The organism is Paenibacillus pinisoli, assembly GCF_003605435.1.
Taxonomy (GTDB): Bacteria; Bacillota; Bacilli; order Paenibacillales; family Paenibacillaceae; genus Pristimantibacillus; species Pristimantibacillus pinisoli.
In genome coordinates this window covers 223,105-241,961 of sequence record NZ_QXQB01000004.1, presented here as the reverse complement: position 1 = coordinate 241,961, position 18,857 = coordinate 223,105, and the positions used below count along the sequence as shown (strand labels likewise).

The following is an 18,857-nucleotide window of genomic DNA, read 5'->3' as shown; positions in this document are numbered from 1 at the left end:
ATTCGAGCTTAATCAGCTCTCGTCCCGCTCCCTGTTCCTGCCAAGCTGGGATAATACCTATTATGGACAGGTCCGCTTAAGCGAAAGTGAAGAGAAACTAAAAGGAAGATTAGTCCCGCCTGAATGTTTCCTGAATGTGGAGAGGAGGCGGACGTAATTACGACATGTACACTCAACCTGCATTCGCCGCTTCACAAAAAAGAAAGCTGTCCCCACATGCCGCTTCAGACATGGGGACAGCTCTCCTGTACAACTATGAATTTCCCACCTGAACGCTCAAGCTATCGAATGCGCAAATCAGCGCAAACTGCGAGTTAGCCAAGCACCAAATGGAAAAACTTCTCCAGCGGCGTGATGTCCTTAATGTGGCGGTTGCACGCATCGCTGTCGGAACAAATATATTGGCCGAATGCTTTATAGTAATCCGGTGACGCGTTCGCCGGCTTCACTTTGGAGACGGCGCTGAACAACGCGACTTCCTGGTGCCGATTGCAGAGGAAGCATACTCCCTTCTTCGCTGGCGTAAATCTGCCTTCGAGTCCGGCGGGCTTGCCATCCAGATCATAGACGAGGAACATCCGCCCCGTTCCGATATCCGTCCAGCCCGCATAGGTAAGGAAGCGACGGTCGACCGCCGCCAAATCCGGCGACTTCAGCTTCTTCACCTTCGGGAACAATCGCGACACTTCCTTGGGCGTAAGCAGAGGGAATAGCTCCAAATAAGGCTCAAGCGACAACAAATATTTGTCGATTTCCTCTGTTGTCCCCAAATCCGCCAGCCTGCCCAGCAGATCCAGCTGCTCCTTCGTCGCATCGGGGAACGCTTCTGCAATCGCAGCGCATGCTCCGAGTCTAACCGACTCCGCTACTCTCCGGTCGGACACGGATGTGTAGGCATGCTGCACCATTCCGGCTTGTTTCTTAATCAAATTGTACTGATGGTTTCTAATAAAGGTATTCAAGGCTTCCAGCTCCTTATTTTTTGGTGGATAATTACAAAAATAAGCGCAAAGCCCTCTAAATTAGAAACGATAAATTATTATTTCAGGCGACCGGATAAGGTACGCCCATGCAAAGTATCGCCTCTAATTATTGGCTTTGCATGAGCCGATTCGAGTCCCGGCAAATTGTTTTGCCATATGTGCCACCTCCCATTAACATCCTTATATTATACTGGATGAGGAATGGTATGGCTATCTACTGAACGGTTATACCTATATTTTCACACAAACCGCCAACCCGGACAGGAAGCGGCGCGCGGCGCAAGCTTTACGGAATGGCGACAACAACATTGCCCTTCTTGCGTCCGCTCTCGACATAGCAATGCGCCTCCACAATCTGCTCCATGCGATAACGCCGGTCAATGACGGCCTTAAGCGAACCGTTCTCCATTAGCTCCTTCAGCAGATACATGTCCTCGCGGCGTTCCGCCGCTACGCCCTGTCCGTCTACCGTCAAATAACGGCCGCCTGGCGCAAGCGCTCTGGTACAAGCGGATTTTGTGCTTTTTCCGACTGCATCAAATACGATGTCATACCGCTCTTCCCGCTCCCAAAAGTTTTCTTTCGTATAGTCGATCACATGGTCGGCGCCCAGCGATCTGACGAGTCCAGCATTAGCCGCGCTGCACACCGCAGTCACTTCCGCACCAAAATGCTTCGCAAGCTGAATCGCGGATGTACCCACCGCGCCCGATGCGCCATAAATGAGAACCTTTTGCCCGCGATGAACATTCCCTTTTCTGTAAAAATGCAACGCAGTGGTTCCACCGAAAGCAACAGCGGCCGCGTCCTCAAAAGAAACATGGTCAGGCATGTGCGCGACCAGACTTTTTTCGGGAAGGCACGCATATTCGGCATAAGCGCCGAAACGCATGCCGGTTAGCGCAAATACCCGGTCACCCTTCTTGAATTCGCGCACATTCCGGCCTGCCGACTCCACTTCACCCGCCAGCTCTACGCCGAGAATCGGCTGTCTAGGCCTCCGGATGCCCAGGAACAAGCGCATCGGAATCCAGAAGGAGAGCGGGCTATTAAAGGCTCGGACTCTGCAGTCCCCCGTCGTTACCGTTGTCGCATGCACTTTTACCCGGATTTCGTCAGGCTTGGGCAGCGGCATATCTACCTCTCTAATCTGCAGCACATCAGGCGCGCCGTACTTTGGACATACGATTGCTTTCATCTGCACTTCCTCCTCATGACCCTTTTGCCCATAAGTATAGCGCCCCGATAGGAGGCGCTATAGATACTTTAGTATGGTTCTGAGAGAGAAGCGTACAAACCTTTGCCGAACCCAAAATTACAGCAGCCCCAGCTCGCGAGCGCGTGCGACGGCCTCCGTTCTTCTGCTCACCTGCAGCTTGTCAAAAATAATGCGGTTATGCCCCTTTACCGTACTGAGTGCCAGAAACAGCCTCGACGCGATTTCGGTATTCGATAATCCTTCGGCAATCAGCCGAAGAACCTCCAGCTCCCTGCTGCTCAGCGGTTCAATTAGAAGCTGCTTGCCTGCAGCCCGCCGTACTTGAGAATTATGCGCACACTCCGCCGACTGGCGGAAATACGCCAATAGTGTTCCGATATAATCCGGTAATTGTCGTCGTTTCGCCGTTTCCAGAAGAAGCTCCTCCATTGGCGGTCCCTCATCGAGAAACAACCGGACAAAACCTTCGCCCTCCGCTTCAGTCAGTACCTCAAGCAAAAGACTGACCGCTTCGTCCTTATTGCCTTGCATATGCAGCGCAATCGCTTGGATTGCTTTTAGTTGGAGCAGCTCATCTGATCGGCCGTTCTCTTCTGCATCATGACGAAGGTCAACTAACATGCTAAGCGCAGCCGAGGCATCACTATTTGCCAGAAACACCTTCGCCAAGCTGATCGTAGGTTCATCATGCTTTAGCAGCCCGGCAGCTTGATCATGCTGTTGCTTGCTGAGCAGCAGAGCGGTACGCATAGCTGCCAGCCCCTTCTTCTGGTGCGTGAAGCGATAGTTCTTGGCAAGCCCTTCAGCCTCGGTCCAAAGTGCCGCTGCTTCCTTTGCCTCATTATTGGCAAGCTTCACCTTAGCTTGGAGCAGCTTGCAAGCGACAATCCGATCCGTATGCTGAAGCAACGGGGCAAGCCGCGCCGCCTCTGCCGCATGCTGTTCCGCAGCCGCCATATCATTCCGCTCATAATAGATGGCGCCCAAACCAAGATGAGCCTCGCAAGCGACAGGAAGCGGCGGATCGCCAGCTAACTCCAGCACGCGCCGATACCAGTCCCCTGCAGCACGCAACTGATTGTCCGACTGGCGTACCAAGCCAAGTCCAAGCATGGACATCAGGGCAATCATTCCGTGACCGATTGTCTGGCTGACTGCCAATGCCTCCGAATAGGCTTCCTCCGCGGCAGCGCGGTCCCCTTGCAGCTGATACGCGTAGCCTAGCGTCCATACCGTTGCTGTGCGTACCGCCTGGTTGCGGGGATGCAAGTGCGCCAGCGTCCGCCGGGCCTGGGACAAAATCGTCTCCGCATCATGCCGGCTGACAGCAAGCGTAGCCCGGATCGAAGCGGCATGGCCGATTATATCCGAAGTCCGCACGTCTTGCGGCATGGCCTGCAATGCTTTCTCCGCACTCTCCAGATGCAGCACAGCTTTCATCAAATCGCCTTTCATCAATAGCGCCGACGCATACATGACCTCTAACGAAGGACGCGCATGGAGCTCCCGGTCAGGCAGCGAGCCCAGCCATGCCAGCACGGGTGCAACCGCTCCGCGGAACAATAAGGGCATGCCGCCTGCCTCGGCCAAGCATGCCGTCCGATCCACGTCCCCGGCTTTGGCTGCATGCTGGAAGGCTTCCAGCTCGCAGCCGTTCTCCTCATACCATCGGCTTGCGCGAATATGCAGTTCAGCGGCAGCGTGCTTGCCCTCTTCCGCCAGAAGCCGCTGCCTAAGCACCTCCCCGAACAAATGATGATAACGGAACCAGCGCCTCTCCGCATCCAGAGGTACGATGAACAGATTGATTCGCTCAAGCTGCTCCAGCATTGCCTGACCAGAGCCGCTAAGGGACGATTCTCGCTCCCAGTCAAGCAACGAATCGCATAACGATCCGCTCATCCGATCAAGAATAGCGGTGCGAAGCAGGAATGATCTCACTCCTGGATCTTGCCCATTCAGCGCCTCTTCGGCCAAATAATCCAGCACATAGGGATGATTGCCGCCGAATGCATCCAGCGCTTGAAGGGCATTAGGCTGTCCCTTAATTAACAAGGCAGCTAACTGCAGCCCTGCAATCCAGCCTTCTGTGCGGGCTCCAAGCAGCTCCAGCTCTTTACCGTCCAGCTGCAGCTCCATAGCTCTGTTTATGAATTCCGCTGCTTCATCAGATCGGAAGCGCAAATCCGCCGTCCTCACCTCTGTCAGCTGATCTCTGGCGCGCAGTCGGGACAATGGAAGCTTCGGCTCCGTACGTGTCGTCATAACAAGATGAAGCTGACTCGGCAGCCGCTCCAGCAGCAAGCCAACAGCCCCGATCACGTCCGGGGAATCAATGACGTGGTAATCGTCCAGCACAATCACGCAGCGCTCAGTGAGCATCCCGTCAAGCTCGTTGAGAATATGCGCCATTATCCACTCGACGGGAGGCGTCTGCGGGGTTTGAAGCACGCCAAGCACGCTTTCCCCGAGCTCTGGCGCCAGCTTGCGAAGTGCGGCGATCAGATAGGAGAGAAAGCGTGCGACATCATTATCTCCTTCATCCAGGGATAACCAAGCGGACGGAGCAGGACTGCCGGCCAGCCACTCGCTGGCCAGCGTCGTCTTGCCATAGCCCGCTGGAGCCAAGATAAGAGACAGCTTCCGATTAAGGCCCTCATGAAGCATTCCTGTCAGGCGGGAGCGTAAGACATAACCGGAACGAGGCGGCGGTATATATAATTTCGTGGTCAGTATAGGCATCTTCATGTAGCCAGTATAATAATCGTTGCTCCCGTCAGTCAACCAAAAGCCGCTGCTGCCAGATCAGCTCCCAAAAGGCGGGATACAAGCGGACATAACGCTAGTTCTTGCCGGATTGCTCGTCATTCAGGCTCGCCAGATAAAGCTTATATTCCTCCGTAAATTCCAGTGCTTGCGCAAAAGATTCGGAGAGCGCGCTCAATGCCTCCGCCACCTCTTCCTTTGCAGTCATCGTCAATGCGAGAACACCCGGCTTGCGCGGTAAGCGGAACTGCGTATGATCGTGATACACCTGAATAACAATGGTTCCAAGCGGCTCGCCGTCCTTACCGTAGATCGCGCTCCACATCCAGCGCTGCTGGTCCGTTTCGTCCTCGTTTCCCCATTCACGCGAAATATCGAAGTCGCCAGGCAGTCGCGGCTCTGCTCGCAGCCCAAGTTCCTTCATCTCTTTAAGAACAGGATTCAGCAGCAGATTCAAGTACGTGCCATACGCCATATCGCCCGCTTCCTCGTATGCGCGCTTAAGCTTATCGGCATGGTTGCTCAAGACGCCCTGCCAGTTCGATTGAATATGCGTATCAATGAAATGTCCAATCTTGTAAATCTGGTAAAGGGCGTTCCCCGCGCCCTCTTCCAGCATGCTGCCAAGGCGAGTATCGTTTTGGTTCATTCATCCATCCATCCTTTTTATTGGAATTTTAATACTTCTACTCCAGTGTACTTCATTGATGCAAACGATAATGTTTCTGTTTCTTTAACGAATGAAAACACCCATTTTACCCGCATGAAGCGTCAAGTACTTTAAGGTTTTTATTGAAGCCGAATATGGCCCTGAAAGATGCTTAAGCGGCAGATTCGATTCGTCCGGCCAAGATTTGCACATGCTAATCAATAGCGCCAAAAATATGGCTCGCAAATTTGGAACCGCCTTGCCGGTCCCTCGTAATAACGCTTAGCACTAGACTTGAATTCCAGGAGGAATCACTTATGATCTTGACCACAACATCTACAATTGAGGGCATGCCAATAAGACAATATGTCGGTATCGTGACCGGCGAAGTCATTATGGGCGCCAATGTATTCAGAGACTTTATGGCATCTATCACGGATATCGTCGGGGGTCGCTCCGGAGCTTATGAGAGCAAGCTTCAGGAAGCGAGAGACGCGGCATTCGCAGAAATGTGCCAGAAGGCTTCGCGTATGGGAGCCAACGCTGTCATCGGTGTCGATATCGATTATGAGGTCATTCGCGACGGCATGCTGATGGTAGCCGTCAGCGGTACGGCTGTCAGCGTATAACGCCCTGCCCGCGCCAGGTCCCCTCTAGTTATTCTGCAACAAAGCAGATCGATTGAATTTGGAGGGGAGAATAATCATGACCTCGGATTGGAATAAAGCTGGACTAATGCTTAGGGCTGTTCGGCAAAGCGACTTGCCCCTTCTGGAGCATTGGCTGAACGATCATGATACCCGTCTGAGGATGGACGGCTTGCAGCCGCTCTCCCAATGGTTCGGTTATTATGACTCGTCACAAGGCCGTATCTTCGCTTGGATCGGATATGCGCAGGAGCAGCCGATCGGTATGATCATCGTAGAGACTGAGGAAGAAGCTGGGTACATTGCTATGATGGTCAATCCGGCCCTCCGCAACCGCGGATTCGGCAAGCGGCTGCTGAAGGAAGCGATGAATCATCCCGGCTTAAGTCATCTGCAGCGGTGGGAGGCTGGCATCGAGGCGGATAATCAGGCGAGCATAGCTTGCTTCCGCGCCTTGCAATTTACTGCTGACAAGGCTGAGCCTGATGAAGACGGATTTATTTCATACATCTATGATGGATCTTGCGTATAATGCAAGAAAGCCGTTCGATCTCTCGAACGGCTTTCTGCTTCTTATACTAATTCAAGCGATGCATCATCTCATATTTGTTGCCGCAAGGATCTTCGAAATACACAGCATAATAGGTCGGGCTGATCGGCAGCAATCCCGGGCCGGTGGTGATCGTCCCGCCCAGCCGCTTTACCGTCTCGGCAATCCGGTCAACCTCCGCACGATCGACAGCCCAGAATCCGATCAAATTACTATTGGGCTTATGGTTAGCGTCTACTGTTATCGCGAAATAAGGAACGCTCGGCAGCTCGCCCTCTGCGGCGAATACGTACCAGTCCCTGGAATGATAGGTGTTGACGAACCCCAGCTCGGGCAGCAGCCCCTCATAGAACTCGCATACCTGTTCCCACGCATTGACTCTCAGATCGATATGGCTGAATCTGTTCATCTTATAGCCCCCTTATCAACTCATCCAGCTGTTTCTCCCAGAAGAGCTTCATGATATCCCGCATATAAACATCATCCAGCATCTCCTGATGGATGGCGATTGTTGCCTTGTCTCCTTTTGCGGACAGCACGTAGATTTGCAGACGGGAAGGGTTGTCCCATTCCGGGCGCTGCCAGGTTAGCCGCAGCTTATGGTAAGGCTTCACGACAGTCAGCTTACCGAATACCCCTTCATCGGATTGATAGGTCTCACCTTGATTGAGTTTAATTGACGGCACTTCGCCGATCCACAGCTTCAACCCTTCCTCAGATACAAGATAATCCCACACCCGTTCCTTCGGCACCGCTACTGTTATTCTGACACCGATCTGCACGCCTGCATCCTTCGTTACGCCGACTGGTATACGGCCCAGAACTTGGCCATACATAACAGCGATCCACTCGCTCCATTCTTCCGAAGCCTCATATTGTTCCCTGATATGCGAAGCGATTCCTTCATGTGACCACTGAGGGTCCACGGATTGCTGAAGGCTAACGACCCACTCTTCCCATGTCTTTCCCGTGGCTTGCTTAACCTCTTGTCTGAAAATGGAGCCCGGCATCCAGCACCCTCCTGACGATTGATATGCTTCATTATAGAACGTTAATACTGACAAGGACGGTCAGTATTTAATTCAGGATCGATAATAATCCAGCAAATCTTCAGTAATATCGATCATATGCTCTCTCAGCTCTTCCGGCTCGACGACCTTAAGCTTACCGCCGAAGGACAAGAGATAATACGCTATCTGTGTATACAGCGACAGTTCATCCACCCGGAAGCTGGCTTCGCTCGCCGTTCGCTTGATTAAGGCATGACCGAGCAGCCAATGTCCGCATAACTCTTGGATCGCCTGCGGCGTTCCTTGAATGAACACTGAGATTAGGGAATCATCTGAAGCATCATCTTCTCCTTGCCCGGCAAGCAGACTCCCCAGCAAATGCTGCCGTGCTGAGAACGCAGCAGGCCGTTCGAAACGCTCCGAAGTATTGGCAATCCGGTCGATCCGATCTGCCCGGAAGCTTCTTATCTCTTCGCGCAGATGGCAGTAACCGACGACATACCATTTGCCCCTCCAATGGACAAGCCCGTATGGATCGATTCTTCGCTTCGCAGCGCCGGAGTCATAAGCGCTCGTATAGGCCATATCCAGGCTGACCTGCCCGTCTATGCTAGCCTCCAGCTCTGCAAGAATTGCCGTCAAAGCAGAGCCTTCAGGCGGCTGAATGACTTCAATATGAGTCTCGCGCCGCTCCATCGCCTCAAGCTGCTGCGGGTTTGTGTAGCGCTTCATTTTTGCTATAGCCCGATTAAGCGCTTCTTCGGACGGATAACCCGTTTCTCTGGCGAATGCCGCCGCCTGCAGGAGCGCCTTCTGCTCCTCCTCGTCGAAGAACAGCGGCTCCAGCTTCAAGGAATCGGGAATCGTATAGCCGCCCTCCCGTCCAACCTCGGCTACAATCGGCACGCCGGATATACATAAGGCGTCGATGCAACGATAGACCGTACGGATATGGATCTCCAGCTCATCTGACAGCTGCCTCGCCGTCATTCTTCGCCGCGACTTGAGCAGCCATAGTATAGCGAGCATATTGTCCGCTTTTGACATCGGTATTGCCTCCTCGCGCTTGCTTCTGATTGTATCCTCATCTTACTATAAATGGTCGGCTAGTCCGAGTAATAAAAATTTGGGGGTCTCAAAAGCAAGCTAACTCGAAGCACATCTCGCTTGATGAATGAACCGGCAAAAAACAATAGATGGCGATGCCAGGATATATCCCAGCACCGCCATCTTTGGCTTTTGGTGTGTCATACAATTAGTTCGTTATTAGTTATCTAGCCATTCATTTTGACTACGCACTTTTAGTGCGATTAACGTTTTGGTGGCGTTGCTATTTCGCCTTTTCGGGCGAAACCAGGCATGCAACGGTGCTAGACAACGCTATTTACGGGATCCCGCCCTTTTCGAGCATGTAACGGTGTGTGGCGCAACTATTGCGCAATAGAGGTCAGCCTCTTCTATCCATGGCGATGCCTGTACATTAAGTAGATAAAGAAAGGCGCGCCCAAAATCGCGGTGAATATCCCGGCCGGAATATCCAGCGGAACAAAGACGGTTCGACCGACAAGGTCGGCGAGCAGGAGGAACAGCGCGCCCAGCAAGGCGGAAGCCGTCACGATGGCGCCATTATGATTGCCCACCAGCTTGCGGGCCATATGCGGCGCCATCAGGCCGACAAAGCTGATTCCTCCAGCAATGCCGACCGCAGCGCTGGCGAGAACGACAGCCAGAATGATGAACAGGAACCGGTTCCGCTCCACCCTCATCCCGACGCCAATCGCAATCCGGTCGCCCAGCTCCAGCACGTTGAGGCTTCTGGATTGGAACAGCGCCAGCGCCCCGCCGACTACGACCCAGGGAGCCAAATAAAGCACATGAGTCCAAGACGTGCCGTACACCGTTCCAGCCATCCAGCCAAGCGCCTGCGAGACGAGATAAATCGGTCCGGCAAGGGTGAAATAAATGGTCAGCGCCCCCATCGCAGAGGATACGGATACGCCGATCATCGCCATCCGAAGCGGCGAGCTGCCTCCTCTCCAAGCGAGCAAATATGTAATCGCCGACGCGATGCAGCCGCCAGCCATCGCCACGACCGGCATCCAGCCGACGGCAACTTGACCGTTCATAATCGTGATAAAAGCGACAACCGCCGCTGTCGCGCCCGAGGTTGTCCCGAGCAGGTCAGGGGAAGCAAGCGGGTTGCGGATCAAAGCTTGCAGGATCGTACCCGAGATCGCCATCGCGGCGCCTACCAGAATAGAAGCCGCAATACGCGGCATTCGAAGCTGGTATACAATCAGCTCGTACTTCTGCTCGCCAAGCCCCACGAGCGTACGCAGCACGTCCGATACCGGCACACGGAGACTGCCGAGTCCAATGCTCACAATGACGGCGGCAAGCAATACTACCGCAAGCAGCAGCAGCCGGACCATAACAAGCGGCTTGCGATGCCGCTCCGTCAACCTCCGGTAAGATTGTCTAAATCTGCCCAAGCGCCTTCCTCCTTACGAGCGCCACCACAAAAGGGACGCCAAGTACGGCTGTAGTCACGCCTACCGGCACTTCTTTGCCATGGATCAAGAACCGCGACAACGTATCGGCCAGCAGCAAAAAAGCGGCGCCCAGCACAGCGCTGTACGGCAGCACCCAACGGTGGTCATTGCCGATGAGCCAGCGCGAAATATGGGGGATCATAATGCCGACAAAGGCAATCGGCCCGGCTAGCGCTACACTGCCTCCAGCGAGAAGCACAACGACAAGCAAGGTCAACAGCTTAACCCAGACCATTCGTTGGCCCAGCCCTATCGCAACGTCGTCTCCCATCGCCATCACATTGAGAGAGCGTGTCATGAGCAGCGCGATGACCCACCCTGCTGCCATATACGGCAGCAATTGAAGCGTATGATTCAGATTGCTGTTCGACACCGAGCCGGTCAGCCAGTAAAGCGCACCCTCCAGCGTCTCATTGCTGATCAGCATGAACAGCGAGTTGATGGAAGTGGCGAAGGACGCAAGCGCCGATCCCGTCAGGATCAGCTTGATCGGCGTCATGCCTCCTTTGCCCGCTGTCGCAATCAGAAAGATCGCCCCTGCGGAAATGCCAGCGCCAATAAAAGCCACCCATATCAAATCGCCAAACGTAAACACCGCGCCATACCAATACAGCATCGACACAATCGCCAGAGCCGCACCCGCGTTGATGCCCAGAATCGAGGGCGATGCAAGCGGATTGCGCGTCATCGCCTGCAGCAATACGCCGCTAACGGCAAGACTGCAGCCGATAACGGCGGCAGTCAAGGCGCGCGGCACACGGGAGGTGCGGATAATCAGCTGCTCATCGCTTCCCGTATACGAGGTATAAGCCTGGATGACGGTATCCAGACTAAAATTTCTCAGCCCGAACAAGACGCTGGCCGCGGCTGAGAGGATCAGCAGCGCCAGCGCGCCGGCAAAGCCGGCAGCTTTTCCTTTGTCGGTCGACAAAAGAGAGTTCATGTCCTTAGTTCCCTTCTATGCCGTTAACGCATGATGCTAACGTTGAATATTCGTAAAATACTTCTCGATGTCCGCTACCAGCAGCTTCGCAGCAAGGATGCCGCCGGCAGAGTTCCAGATCGCTTCGTCAACCTGATAGATTTGCCCGTTCCCATTCACTTTCATATTCCGGGCGATCGGATCGGCCAGCCATTCCTTGGCGGTATCGGCAGCTGCTGTCTCGCCGTCGCGGTCTGATGCGAAGTAGAACAACGCGTCGCCATCCAGAACGCTAATCTGCTCTTTCGTAATTTCCTCGGCGAATTCCGGTTTGTTTTGCGCTTCCGTTCTTGCAATGCCCAGCTTATCCAGAACTACGCCTGCGAAGTTCTGCTTATAGTACACTCTGGCTTTGCCCGCCTGGAAGCGTGCAAGCGATACTTCCGCCTGAGTTTTGTCGCCCAATTTGGCCGCCGTCTCCTCTACCAGCTTCTCGAAGCCAGCAAGCGCCTTCGCGCCTTCTTCTTCCTTGTTAAGCGCGCTTGCGAACAATGTGAAGTTCTCGATCATGCTGTCGCCCAGATTTTCTGTGAACACAGTAGGGGCAATTGCGCTAAGCTGGCTGTAGATCTTCTCTTGTCTGACCTTCGTGCCGAGAATAAGGTCCGGCTGAAGGCTGGCGATCAGCTCCATATTCGGCTGCGTCTCGTCGCCGACAATCTCTACCCCTTCCATTTGGTCCGCTATATGGTCATACCAAGGGTCGCCGATCCAGGACTGGACGGCTCCTACCGGTTTGATGCCAAGTTCCAATAAGGTTTCTGTGCCTTGAGTCGTCAAGACAACCACTCTTGCAGGCGTGCCCTTAATGTCTGTATTGCCCATCGCATGCGCGATTGTTCTCGTTTCTTCCACTTCCGGCGTTGTCGCAGATTCCGGGGCGCTGCCCTGGTTCCCCGTGTTCGCTTCTTTGCTGCTGCCGCATCCCGCAAGCATAGCCATTACAATGACCAGCATAGCGGCTGTCATCATTTTCATCGTTGTATTATGTTTTTTCACTTTTTTACGCTCCCGTATCTCAATAATGAGTATCATTATCATTTGATGTTGAAAAAAAAGAACACTCTCTTGCAACCGATGCGCATGCGGTTCAGTAAATGTTACAATAACAACACTAATATAGTTGCTAACCCTTTTCAATAGATCGGGCTCCAAAATGGACAAAACAAAGGAAGTGTAACACATCGACCACAATTTCATTGAAGGCCAGCAGCAATCGAAGGAATGGATTACGCTCTCCTTGCTCTACCTAATGGAGACGAAGGCCTACTCCGATATCAAAGTGACGGAGATTGCCAAGAAGTCAGGACTGGCCAGACAAACCATCTACCGCAACTACGGGGATAAAGACGACATCTTGTACGACTACCTCTGTCATCAATTCGACTTCTTCGACGACCGGATCAAAGGACGGCAGTTGGCTGGCGCAGACGTGCTGGTCGCTTTTTTTGAGATGTGGAGGGAGTTCCTTCCCGCTTCCCTGCTGTACAACATTCAATTGTCCGATCGCAAGATCAGGCAAATCATATATCGAAGCCTGGAGTATTACGTTCAGGAGAAATACACCCCTTATTTCATGAGTCCACAGGCGTCGATCGGCGACATGCATTATTATGTCTTCCGCTCCCTCTCCTCCTCCCTGCACGGCATTCTCATTGAATGGAGCCTTCAGCACTATGCTCAGTCGGCAGAGCAAATCGGCAAGCTGACGTATCAGCTTACCGATTCCATTCGCCAATATTGCATGGAGCATGCGGCTACTTAAGCCTTATTCTTGCTTATGTCCGCCGCATATAAGCGCGCACCGTAATCGGCGCGAATACCGCAACGATAACCGCTGCGCCGATTAACGAGATGGCGAGATCCCAGCCGACCGTGCCCGAATTGGTCATATCCCGCACGGCTGTGACGAGATGGGAGATCGGATTGATATTCACAAACCATTGCAGCCAGTTCGGCATCGTCTCCACCGGCACGAAGGCATTGGAGAGGAAGGTCAAGGGGAACAATACGATCATCGAAATGCCCTGTACGCTGGATGCGGTACGGGCGATGACGCCGAAGAAAGCAAAGATCCAGCTGATTGCCCACGAGCAGAAAATGACAATGACCGCCGCCAGCGCTACGTACGCTAGCCCTCCCTCAGGACGATACCCCATCACATAACCCATCGCAAACGTAAGCACCGTTGCAATCGTATAACGTACCGTGTCAGCCAGCAGCGCCCCCGCCAGCGGGGCGATCCGCGCGATCGGCAGCGACTTGAACCGGTCGAATACGCCTTTGTCCATGTCCTCCCGCAGTTGGACGCCGGTCACGATAGACGTCGTAATGACCGTCTGAACCAAAATTCCCGGAATGATGACAGGCAAGTAGCTCTGCACATCGCCTGAGATGGCGCCTCCGAATATATAAGTAAACATTAGGGTAAAAATAATCGGCTGAAGCGTCACATCGAACAATTGCTCCGGCGTGCGGCGCAGCTTCAGCAGCCCTCTATATGCCATCGTCAGGGAATGGCGCACCGACTGGAGAAAGCCGGTCCGGTTTTTCAGCCCGCGATGCGCCTTTGTGTTCATCGTCGTCTGGCTCATACGTTAGCCACCTCCGCTTTTTTGGTTTGTTGCTGCGGCGGCGAGTCCGATTGCTTCGAGGCAGCGCTGCCTGTAATCGTCAAGAACACTTCATCCAGCGTTGGCTTCTGCACGCTCATCTCGGCGAGCGGGATTCCCGCCTCGCGAAGCGCAATCAGAAGATCGGTCACGCCATCGGCATTCGCCATCGGCGCCGTAATTTTGCCGGAATCGTACGCGACGCTGGGTAGGACGTTCAGCACCCGCTCCACCATCTGGCGCGCGCTTTCGATTTGGCCCGGATGCTGAACGCTGAGATGCAGAGACGAAGTTCCGACGGAGCCTTTGAGCTCATCTACCGTACCTTCCGCTACGACCCGCCCGTGGTCGATAACCGCGATCCGGTCCGCCAGCTGGTCGGCCTCATCCAGATATTGGGTCGTCAGCAGCACGGTCGATCCCGTCTTCACAAGCCGCTGGATCGTCTCCCACATCTGGGCGCGCGTGCGCGGATCCAGTCCAGTCGTCGGCTCATCCAGGAAGATAAGCGGCGGCTGCGCGATCAGGCTGGCTGCCAGATCAAGCCGGCGCCGCATGCCGCCGGAGAAGTTCTTCAGCGGGCGCTTCGCCGCTTCGGTCAAGCTGAATTCCTCCAGCAGCGATTCCGCCTTGCGCTTCGCTTCCGAGCGGCTAAGCCCAAGCAGCCGCGAGAATATAATGAGGTTCTCCATGGCGCTTAACGATTCGTCGACTGAAGCATACTGCCCCGTTACGCCAATAAGCTGCCTCACAATTTGAGATTCCTTCGTCACGTCATGTCCGAATATGCGGGCCGAACCCCCGTCCGGTCTAAGCAAGGTTGCCAGCATGCGGATCGTCGTTGTCTTTCCGGCGCCGTTCGGCCCCAGTACACCGTAGATCGTGCCTGCGCGAACGTTCAGATCCACCCCATCCACCGCACGATGGTCTCCGAAAACTTTCACAAGCCCTCGGGCCTCAACGGCCCATTCACTCCTATCCATCATTGCATTTCCTCCTCTGTATCTGATCTATAGCGATCTTAACGATCTTATTTAAACGGAATTTAAACAAAACTACGGAACGATAAAAAAGAGGAGCTGTTCCAAAAGCAAACAGTTGTGCCATACACGGTTAATCGTTAGAAGGGGCGTTTCTCAGACATCTATCGATACTTTTGGGACAGCCGAGAAGAAAGCTGAGCTGCTGGACGAGAAACTCGGCTTAGAGCGCATCGTCGAGCGAAAAACAGGGCTGCTGGCCGTGAAACACGGCTTAGAGCGGGTTGCCGAGCGAAAAACAGGGCTGCTGGACGAGAAACTCGGCTTAGAGCGCATCGTCGAGCGAAAAACAGGGCTGCTGGACGAGAATCCCGGCTTAGAGCGCATCGTCGTGCGGAAAACAGGGCTGCTGGCCGAGAAACTCGGCTTAGAGCGCATCGTCGTGCGGAAAACAGGGCTGCTGGCCGAGAAACTCGGCTTAGAGCTCCCAAGAGAAAAGCCATCAAACCCGCTTTTGTGATGGGTTTGATGGCTTTTTCATCAACATATGGAAATAGCTTATCCGCTGCTTCCGTCAGAATAGTCCCTTCCTCAAAAACATTATTAGACTAATCCCCGGCCTTCCGCCACCCTGACACTGTCCGGGCTTTTGGACAGGAGCAGCTGGACGACAATCATAACCATGATAATAACGAGCATGGCGACAAGAGCAACTGTGAAGTTGCCGTAATAATCATACAATCCGCCGATTAGTAGCGGTCCCATTGCCGCAATCAGATATCCGCCGCATTGGGACATGGCCGACCACGCGCCCGCTTCCTGCGCCGTATTCGTCTCCACAATCGGCAGCATAAGCGCCAGCGGGAACAATCCTCCTGCTCCTATGCCCAAGAAGACTACGGCAGGCAGCATCGGCATATGGAGCAGCAGCATGATGATGCCGATCAGCTCAGAGATGCTGCATGCGACGAGGAAAAACCCGCGTTTGCCGTATTTGGCTACCAGACTTGGAAGCGTCATGGACACCGGAATTTGGATGATCGTAAATACGGTGAGCAGCATGGCTGCGCTTGACTTGCTGTAGCCGAGGCTCTGTGCGATAGGCGAAACCCATGCGGTTAGCGAATAGAACATGCTGGACATCAAGCCGAAAAACAAGGTCAGCAGAATGGCACGCTTATTGGTCAGCGGCAGCTTGGAACGTACCGCGCTTGCCGCTTGATCCTTCTTCCCGATAAACGGAAGCCAGATCAGCAAAGCGAGGATGCCCAGAATAGCCCAGATCGCAAGCGTAAAGGATAAGCTTTGATTATGGCGATTAAATACCGGAATCGACAGCGCAGATGCGGCGCTTGCGCCTACGGTCAAGGATACGGAATATACGCTCACAATGCCCGGCTTGGTCGGAAAATATTTTTTGATAAATCCGGACAGCAGCGGCCCAGCGAGGCTTATGCCGATTCCGCCGACAATAGCTGTAATGACAAGCACGCCGACGGAGGTGATTACGCCTCGAAGCGCTGTTGCGCCTGTAATGAGCACCAACGCGGCAAAAATGGTGCGCTCCAGCCCCCACCGATCACGCAGCGCAGTCGCCGCAGGGGCAAAGAGGCCCATGCACAGTACTGGCAGCGTCGTAAGCAAGCTGGCCGTCAGCGCGTTCATGCCAAGGCTTGCTTGCATGTTCCCAAGCAGAGGCGCGACGGACGAGATGATCGGTCTTAGGTTAAGCGCTGCGATAAAAATCGCCAGCAGCCAAAATAGTTTCTTCATATATGGTCACTCCCTCTATATCTGTGTACACAAGTATAGAGACTCCAAATCCATTGATCAATCCTATAATTTCTATTATTATAATAGTAAAAAACTATCATCCAAGGAGCAAGCGATGGACACTCGGCATATCCAATATTTTATGGCCGTCTATGAGCATCTGCACTTCACGAAAGCGGCTGAATCGCTGGGCATTTCCCAGCCTACACTTAGCCAGCAGATCCGCGTGCTGGAAGCAGAGCTTGGGATGCCGCTATTCGATCGGATCGGCAAGCAAGTGGTGGCGACCGAAGCCGGCAAGCTGCTGCACCTCCACGGAGGGCGCATGCTCTTGGCAGAGCAGGATGCCAAGATCGCGATAAAGGAGCTGATGTCGTCGGCTCGGGGCACCGTCCGTCTTAGCGTATTGCCCTCAGACTTAGACTTCCAACTGGTGCCTCTCTTTATCCACTTCCATTCCGAATACCCCGACATACAGCTGCAGGCCTTCTCCACCATTCAAATCCTGGAGGAGGTGCTAAGCAATCGGGCCGATATCGGAATAGCGCTCAGAACTCCGCCCGACAAACGGCTGGTGCAAATCCCGCTCCGCTCTGAGCCTTACTACCTGCTTGTCCATTCCGGAAGCGAGCTTGCCGGCAGAGCTTCCATTAAGCTGCGGGAACTGGAGCAAATTCCGATTGTCATGTACCCGCGCGGCTTCATTGGCCGCGATCTGGTGGAGACGGTATGCCGGGAGAAAGGCGGCTTCCAGCTTTCGACCGTCATGGAAACCAGCACGGCCATCTCTCTCCTGCAGTTGGTGCGCGCCGGTGTTGGCGCGACGATTCAGCCCTTGAACCTGCTCAAACAAGAATCCATGCGCCATGAGATAGTCGCCATCCCGATCTCGGATCATGCGCCGATGCGCCATCTGGAGCTTATCTACGGCTCGGAGCGTTATATCAGCGAAGCCCATCGCCAGCTGACGAAGTGGCTGATTGATTTTTTCAGCAAGTAATGAATGGTTACTGAAACTTAAAAGGAGCTGTCCCAAGGCCAATTGGCCTCCAGGACAGCTCCTTAACATAAAGCTATATTAGCTTATGCTTGTTGATAACTACTCTACCAGCTTCGCGCCGCTAAGCAGAAGCAGGTCATCCGCCGCCATGAACGTTACACCGTTCTTCAAAGCAGCCGCTTCGGTCAGCGTATACGTGTCTTCGCCCTTCAAAAACTCGGTGCCGCGGGCAGCAAAGCTGTACTGCTCCTGGTCGCCTTTCAGCACTTTAATGCTGCTAGTCTCCGCATTCCATTCGATTGTGTAGCCAAGCGACTCCACGACTTGACGGAAAGGAAGCATCAGACGGCCGTTCGAAACGTATGGCTGCTCGCTTGCCGCAAGCTCAAGCTTCTCGTCATTCACGTACAAGTTCTCCAGGCCTGCTTGCACATAACCGTTATAGGAGTATGGGAACACCATCATTTTAGTCGATTCAGCCGCTTCCTCGGCTCCTTCGCCCTGTACAATCTGCTTCCATACCAGCAGCTTGGTGCCCGGCTTCAGATTATGCTTGGTCACGATGTTTTTCGTCAGGTAAGGGAACAGCTCCGTGTCATCCGTTACGGTGTAAGTCGCATCACGGTTCGTATGGACGATAACATTGCCATTCTCTTCTTGCTTCACGTTATCGATCTCTTCATAAGTCGGTACGGCAAAGTCAGCCGGAATCGACGTGAGCAGCAGCTCAGCGTGTGTCATCGGCGGCAGGCTCATCGTCATCGCAGGGCCTACATAAGCATAGATGATCTCGTCCTCGCGAATATCCTTGATCGACTTCGGCAATCCGCTCACCGCGTCCAGGATCAGCGTATCTTCGCTAACGTTCAGAATGATTTTGTCAAACTGGGCATTCTCGTTGTTGTTCTCCAGCATGATGCGGCCGTCTTCCAAAAACGAAACCGTACCGTACACCATAATAGAATCCAGCCAGTTCTGCTGCATGATTTCATAAGCCGGGGCGCTTATCGGCACAATCGGCGCGCTGATTGGAACAGCCTGTTGCGGCGCCTCGCTTGCGAATGCCGAAGCTCCTCCTGTCAGACAAGCTACTGCTGTCAATGCGCAAATGGTATGTTTCACATATCTCTTCAT

At 53.8% G+C, this 18,857-nt stretch carries 19 protein-coding genes; 5 read left to right on the top strand and 14 right to left on the bottom strand.

The window, feature by feature from the left end; all coding sequences use genetic code 11:
* Positions 1–314: 314 nt before the first annotated feature.
* The 4 genes from D3P09_RS18285 to D3P09_RS18270 all read right to left on the bottom strand — a co-directional run bounded on the left by D3P09_RS18285 (position 315) and on the right by D3P09_RS18270 (position 5,617).
* Positions 315–962 (bottom strand): FusB/FusC family EF-G-binding protein, encoded by a 648-nt coding sequence (locus tag D3P09_RS18285; RefSeq protein ID WP_120112843.1) that lies wholly within the window; start codon positions 960–962, stop codon positions 315–317.
* Positions 963–1,269: 307 nt separating this feature from the next.
* Positions 1,270–2,181 carry an NAD(P)-dependent alcohol dehydrogenase gene (locus tag D3P09_RS18280; RefSeq protein WP_120112842.1) on the bottom strand — a complete coding sequence of 304 codons (912 nt, stop codon included), beginning with the start codon at positions 2,179–2,181 and terminating at the stop codon, positions 1,270–1,272.
* A gap of 117 nt (positions 2,182–2,298) precedes the next feature.
* On the bottom strand, positions 2,299–4,986 hold the full coding sequence (locus D3P09_RS18275) for a winged helix-turn-helix domain-containing protein (protein WP_341538299.1): 2,688 nt from the start codon (positions 4,984–4,986) through the stop codon (positions 2,299–2,301).
* Positions 4,987–5,044: 58 nt separating this feature from the next.
* A complete protein-coding gene (locus tag D3P09_RS18270) occupies positions 5,045–5,617 on the bottom strand; it encodes a DUF6022 family protein (protein ID WP_120112841.1) in 573 nt (190 codons plus the stop codon).
* A gap of 317 nt (positions 5,618–5,934) precedes the next feature.
* On the opposite strand from D3P09_RS18270, the gene D3P09_RS18265 reads away from it, so the two are divergent.
* Together D3P09_RS18265 and D3P09_RS18260 are read left to right on the top strand one after the other, a co-directional pair.
* On the top strand, positions 5,935–6,246 hold the full coding sequence (locus D3P09_RS18265) for a YbjQ family protein (protein WP_120112840.1): 312 nt from the start codon (positions 5,935–5,937) through the stop codon (positions 6,244–6,246).
* Between the two features lie 76 nt (positions 6,247–6,322).
* Positions 6,323–6,796: a GNAT family N-acetyltransferase gene (locus D3P09_RS18260; protein WP_120112839.1), complete on the top strand. Its 474-nt coding sequence runs from the start codon at positions 6,323–6,325 to the stop codon at positions 6,794–6,796.
* Between the two features lie 46 nt (positions 6,797–6,842).
* Here D3P09_RS18260 and D3P09_RS18255 read toward each other — a convergent pair whose 3' ends face one another.
* The 6 genes from D3P09_RS18255 to D3P09_RS18230 form a co-directional block, all read right to left on the bottom strand.
* Complete coding sequence (locus D3P09_RS18255) at positions 6,843–7,223, bottom strand: VOC family protein (RefSeq protein WP_120112838.1); 381 nt, start codon at positions 7,221–7,223, stop codon at positions 6,843–6,845.
* A 1-nt stretch (position 7,224) separates the two neighbouring features.
* Entirely contained in the window at positions 7,225–7,824 is a 600-nt protein-coding gene (locus D3P09_RS18250; protein WP_120112837.1) for an SRPBCC family protein, read from the bottom strand.
* Positions 7,825–7,896: 72 nt separating this feature from the next.
* Positions 7,897–8,871, bottom strand: a complete 975-nt coding sequence (locus tag D3P09_RS18245) for a helix-turn-helix transcriptional regulator (protein ID WP_120112836.1) — start codon at positions 8,869–8,871, stop codon at positions 7,897–7,899.
* A 410-nt stretch (positions 8,872–9,281) separates the two neighbouring features.
* On the bottom strand, positions 9,282–10,316 hold the full coding sequence (locus tag D3P09_RS18240) for a FecCD family ABC transporter permease (RefSeq protein WP_243644294.1): 1,035 nt from the start codon (positions 10,314–10,316) through the stop codon (positions 9,282–9,284).
* Entirely contained in the window at positions 10,303–11,319 is a 1,017-nt protein-coding gene (locus tag D3P09_RS18235) for a FecCD family ABC transporter permease (protein ID WP_120112835.1), read from the bottom strand. Before D3P09_RS18235 ends, D3P09_RS18240 begins: the two co-directional genes overlap by 14 nt.
* 36 nt (positions 11,320–11,355) lie before the next feature.
* On the bottom strand, positions 11,356–12,357 hold the full coding sequence (locus D3P09_RS18230) for an ABC transporter substrate-binding protein (protein ID WP_341538298.1): 1,002 nt from the start codon (positions 12,355–12,357) through the stop codon (positions 11,356–11,358).
* A gap of 241 nt (positions 12,358–12,598) precedes the next feature.
* On the opposite strand from D3P09_RS18230, the gene D3P09_RS18225 reads away from it, so the two are divergent.
* On the top strand, positions 12,599–13,123 hold the full coding sequence (locus D3P09_RS18225; protein ID WP_207892514.1) for a TetR/AcrR family transcriptional regulator: 525 nt from the start codon (positions 12,599–12,601) through the stop codon (positions 13,121–13,123).
* Between the two features lie 13 nt (positions 13,124–13,136).
* Here the strand turns inward: D3P09_RS18225 and D3P09_RS18220 are convergent, their stop codons facing one another.
* Together D3P09_RS18220 and D3P09_RS18215 are read right to left on the bottom strand one after the other, a co-directional pair.
* The gene (locus tag D3P09_RS18220; protein WP_120112833.1) at positions 13,137–13,952 is read right to left on the bottom strand and encodes an ABC transporter permease; all 816 of its coding nucleotides are present in this window, start codon (positions 13,950–13,952) and stop codon (positions 13,137–13,139) included.
* On the bottom strand, positions 13,949–14,956 hold the full coding sequence (locus tag D3P09_RS18215) for an ATP-binding cassette domain-containing protein (protein ID WP_120112832.1): 1,008 nt from the start codon (positions 14,954–14,956) through the stop codon (positions 13,949–13,951). The genes D3P09_RS18220 and D3P09_RS18215 overlap by 4 nt, the downstream gene beginning before the upstream one ends.
* Before the next feature lie 112 nt (positions 14,957–15,068).
* Here D3P09_RS18215 and D3P09_RS18210 point away from each other — a divergent pair, with 112 nt between their 5' ends.
* Entirely contained in the window at positions 15,069–15,470 is a 402-nt protein-coding gene (locus tag D3P09_RS18210) for a hypothetical protein (RefSeq protein ID WP_120112831.1), read from the top strand.
* 83 nt (positions 15,471–15,553) lie between these two features.
* Here the strand turns inward: D3P09_RS18210 and D3P09_RS18205 are convergent, their stop codons facing one another.
* On the bottom strand, positions 15,554–16,723 hold the full coding sequence (locus tag D3P09_RS18205) for an MFS transporter (RefSeq protein WP_120112830.1): 1,170 nt from the start codon (positions 16,721–16,723) through the stop codon (positions 15,554–15,556).
* Between the two features lie 115 nt (positions 16,724–16,838).
* Between D3P09_RS18205 and D3P09_RS18200 the strand changes: the two genes are divergently transcribed.
* Positions 16,839–17,723: a LysR family transcriptional regulator gene (locus D3P09_RS18200; RefSeq protein WP_120112829.1), complete on the top strand. Its 885-nt coding sequence runs from the start codon at positions 16,839–16,841 to the stop codon at positions 17,721–17,723.
* Between the two features lie 99 nt (positions 17,724–17,822).
* Here D3P09_RS18200 and D3P09_RS18195 read toward each other — a convergent pair whose 3' ends face one another.
* The gene (locus D3P09_RS18195) at positions 17,823–18,857 is read right to left on the bottom strand and encodes a copper amine oxidase N-terminal domain-containing protein (RefSeq protein ID WP_165867493.1); all 1,035 of its coding nucleotides are present in this window, start codon (positions 18,855–18,857) and stop codon (positions 17,823–17,825) included.

Bases quoted from the DNA above. Each gene is read 5' to 3' on its own strand.
- D3P09_RS18280 (WP_120112842.1), bottom strand. From the start codon at position 2,181: ATGAAAGCAATCGTATGTCCAAAGTACGGCGCGCCTGATGTGCTGCAG.
- D3P09_RS18270 (WP_120112841.1), bottom strand. From the start codon at position 5,617: ATGAACCAAAACGATACTCGCCTTGGCAGCATGCTGGAAGAGGGCGCG.
- D3P09_RS18265 (WP_120112840.1), top strand. From the start codon at position 5,935: ATGATCTTGACCACAACATCTACAATTGAGGGCATGCCAATAAGACAA.
- D3P09_RS18260 (WP_120112839.1), top strand. From the start codon at position 6,323: ATGACCTCGGATTGGAATAAAGCTGGACTAATGCTTAGGGCTGTTCGG.
- D3P09_RS18255 (WP_120112838.1), bottom strand. From the start codon at position 7,223: ATGAACAGATTCAGCCATATCGATCTGAGAGTCAATGCGTGGGAACAG.
- D3P09_RS18250 (WP_120112837.1), bottom strand. From the start codon at position 7,824: ATGCCGGGCTCCATTTTCAGACAAGAGGTTAAGCAAGCCACGGGAAAG.
- D3P09_RS18245 (WP_120112836.1), bottom strand. From the start codon at position 8,871: ATGTCAAAAGCGGACAATATGCTCGCTATACTATGGCTGCTCAAGTCG.
- D3P09_RS18235 (WP_120112835.1), bottom strand. From the start codon at position 11,319: ATGAACTCTCTTTTGTCGACCGACAAAGGAAAAGCTGCCGGCTTTGCC.
- D3P09_RS18220 (WP_120112833.1), bottom strand. From the start codon at position 13,952: ATGAGCCAGACGACGATGAACACAAAGGCGCATCGCGGGCTGAAAAAC.
- D3P09_RS18215 (WP_120112832.1), bottom strand. From the start codon at position 14,956: ATGATGGATAGGAGTGAATGGGCCGTTGAGGCCCGAGGGCTTGTGAAA.
- D3P09_RS18205 (WP_120112830.1), bottom strand. From the start codon at position 16,723: ATGAAGAAACTATTTTGGCTGCTGGCGATTTTTATCGCAGCGCTTAAC.
- D3P09_RS18200 (WP_120112829.1), top strand. From the start codon at position 16,839: ATGGACACTCGGCATATCCAATATTTTATGGCCGTCTATGAGCATCTG.
- D3P09_RS18195 (WP_165867493.1), bottom strand. From the start codon at position 18,857: ATGAAGAGATATGTGAAACATACCATTTGCGCATTGACAGCAGTAGCT.